The organism is Streptomyces sp. PA03-6a (assembly GCF_033792765.1).
GTDB lineage: Bacteria > Actinomycetota > Actinomycetes > Streptomycetales > Streptomycetaceae > Actinacidiphila.
On the sequence record NZ_JARAVK010000494.1, the window covers coordinates 1 to 2,829 of the forward strand.

The window sequence follows — 2,829 nt, forward strand, 5'->3', positions numbered from 1 at the left end:
ACGGCGAACTCCTTCATGAAGCGGGAGTTCGGAAAGAAGCTGATCGAGGTCGTTTTCCGGAACCGGGTTGAGTTGTCACATGTCATCGACACCTCGGGGGCCTTCATCCCGGGGCACGGTACGCCGACGGTAATCATGGCCGGGCGCAACCGCATTCCCAGCCCGGAGCGGACGCTGCGTGCGGTGCTCGGCGTGCGCGGCGAGCCCGCGCAACCCGAGGACGCGTCACAGGGGGCCGTGTGGCGGGCGATCGTGGAGCAGGTGGCCAAGCCGGGGAGCGAGTCGGAGTGGGTTTCGGTGGAGGATGCGGTGGCGGCGGTATTCGCTGGGCATCCTTGGTCGCTGAGTGGAGGTGGCGCAGGAGCAGTTCAGCAGTTCATTGAAGCGCATGCAGCACGAACGCTCGGGGCTGTCACGTCAGCCATCGGATTCGGTGCGGTGACTCGAGCCGATGACGTTTACCTACTGGGCAAGGGGGCGTTGCGACGCGCACACATCCCCACGAGGCTGCGACGCCCTATGGTGGACGGGGAGTCGTCAAGGGACTGGCGGATCGTGGATCCGACCGAGGTGCTGTGGCCCTACGACGAGAGGCACCCGGAACGGTCGGTGGCCGACCCAGCGGTGCTGCGCCTCACGTGGCCCAACCGCGTGCTCCTTCGCGATCGAGTTGCTTACGGGAAGACGCAGCTTGAGCGGGGACTCCAGTGGTTCGAGTACTCCATGTTCTTCAACCACCGCTACGGTGGAATGAACCTTGCCTTCGCTTGCGTAGCAACGCATAACCACTTCGTTCTGGGGCGAGGCGGCCAAGTCTTCAACAGGCACGCGCCGATCATTCATCTGCCCGAGGAGGCCGGAGAGGATAGGCACCTGGAGTTGTTGGGGGTGCTCAATTCTTCGACGGCTTGTTTCTGGCTGAAGCAGGTCAGCCAGGGCAAGGGCGGCAGTGGTCTCGGCCGGGGGCTTCAGGACGAGGAGTGGGAGGAGCGCTACGAGTTCACCGGAACGAAGCTGCAAGAGTTTCCCCTCCCGGCCAAGCTCCCGCTCCACTTCGGTCGCGTCCTCGATGCCAAGGCACAGAAGCTCGCCAAGCTGGAGCCGTCGGCGGTGTGCGCCAAGAGCGTGCCGCAACGACAAGTGCTCGATGTGGCGAAAGCCGAGCAGGCCGAGATTCGCCACCGGATGATCGCCCTGCAAGAGGAGCTGGACTGGCAGGTCTACGGTCTCTATGGGCTGCTCACCGACCGTGAGGTCGCCCGGACCGTGACCCCATCGCCCGACCCCGAGACCATCCCAGAGGTCAAACTCGGCGAGCGCGCCTTCGAGATCGTCCTCGCGCGGAAGGCCGAAGCAGGGGATGTGGAGACCGCCTGGTTCACGCGCCACGGCTCGGAGCCTGTCACCGAGATCCCCACCCGCTGGCCGGACTGGTACCGCGAGATCGTCCAGGCCCGCATAGACCTCATCATCACTAGCCGCAGGGACATCGCTCTCATGGAGCGCCCCGAGTGCAAGCGCCGCTGGGCCGCCGACTCCTGGGCGAAAAAGGAACGCACCGCGCTTCGCACCTGGCTGCTGGACCGCTGCGAGGACGAGGACTTGTGGTTCGAGGTACGTGAGGGATTGCGCCGACCTCGTACCCTGACCGTCAACAACCTCGCCGACCAGCTCCGTTCCGACTCCGACTTCACGGCCGTTGCCGCGTTCTACGCAGCCGACCACTTGAAGAAACCGGACCTTCCCCTCGCGCAGATCCTAAACGAGATCATCGCCGACGAGCATGTCCCTTACCTCGCCGCCATGCGCTACAAGGACTCCGGACTGCGCACCCGCCATGAGTGGGAGAAGGTCTGGGAGAAGCAGCGCGAGGAGGACCGTACGGGCGCGCGGCTCGACATCGACCTGCCCACGAAGTACAAGTCCTCGGACTTCCTGCGGCCGTCCTACTGGTCCCATCGCGGCAAGCTCGACGTGTCCAAGGAACGGTTCATCTCCTACCCGGAGGCGGGACCGGACAGCGACTCCACGCTGATGCTCGGCTGGGCCGGCTGGGACCACAAGGACCAGGCGCTAGCCCTCACCCAACTCATCGACACGCGGGTCAGGAGCGACGCCTGGGGCGCGGAACGACTCGTCCCGCTGCTCGCAGGGCTGCACGAGGTCATGCCGTGGGTGCGCCAGTGGTACAGCGCGTACGACGACGAGTGGGAGGGCTCACCGGCCGAGGACCTGGAGGCGGAGTTCCAGCGCTACTTGCGCACCCACGGGGTCAGCGAGGCGCAGATGAGGGACTGGCGTCCAGTACGCAAGCCCCGTGGCCGGAAGCCTGCGCAGCGCAAGGAGACGCCCGAACAATCCGAGCCGGACGGCGAGTAGAGACGGAGGGGGAGAGCGGCTTTGCGCTCTCCCCCTCCGTCGGCAGGGTGTTCAGCGATCGTGGTGGGAAGCGTGCGTGGTGAACGCCGACCAGGCCGCGGGGGACACGAGCAGGGGGGGCTGGATCCGGGTGTCCTTGGAGTCCCGTACGTGCACAGCCCCGGGCGCGATGGCAACCTCGACACAGTTGTCGCCCTCACTGCCGCTGTAACTGAGCGCCCAGCGCTGGCTCGGCCCGCTCAGGTAGGTCCCCCGGAGGGAACCGCTTGCCCTGCTCGATCTTGGCGAGGTAGTGCGCGGAGTACTGGACCCGCTGCGCGAACTCCTCCTGGGTGAGCCGGACTTCCTCCCGCAAAGCCTTCAGTACGGCCCCGAAGGTCTTGAGGCTGTCGGACAGGTAGCGCTCGCCGTTGGAGCCGCCCGTACCAGCGCCTCCCCCCGTACCCCCGC

General features: G+C 66.2%; 3 protein-coding genes. 1 reads left to right on the plus strand and 2 read right to left on the minus strand.

The annotated features are described in order from the left end of the window. A partial coding sequence (pglX, locus tag PV350_RS45945) for a BREX-2 system adenine-specific DNA-methyltransferase PglX (RefSeq protein ID WP_500339229.1) occupies positions 1 to 2,379 on the plus strand: 2,379 nt, incomplete at its 5' end. 51 nt (positions 2,380 to 2,430) lie between these two features. Here the strand turns inward: pglX and PV350_RS45950 are convergent. Both PV350_RS45950 and PV350_RS45955 read right to left on the minus strand, forming a co-directional pair. Then, the gene (locus PV350_RS45950) at positions 2,431 to 2,622 is read right to left on the minus strand and encodes a DUF397 domain-containing protein (protein ID WP_500339231.1); all 192 of its coding nucleotides are present in this window, start codon (positions 2,620 to 2,622) and stop codon (positions 2,431 to 2,433) included. Beyond that, the coding region (locus tag PV350_RS45955) for a helix-turn-helix domain-containing protein (RefSeq protein WP_500339230.1) at positions 2,576 to 2,829 on the minus strand (254 nt) is incomplete at its 5' end. The genes PV350_RS45950 and PV350_RS45955, both read right to left, overlap by 47 nt.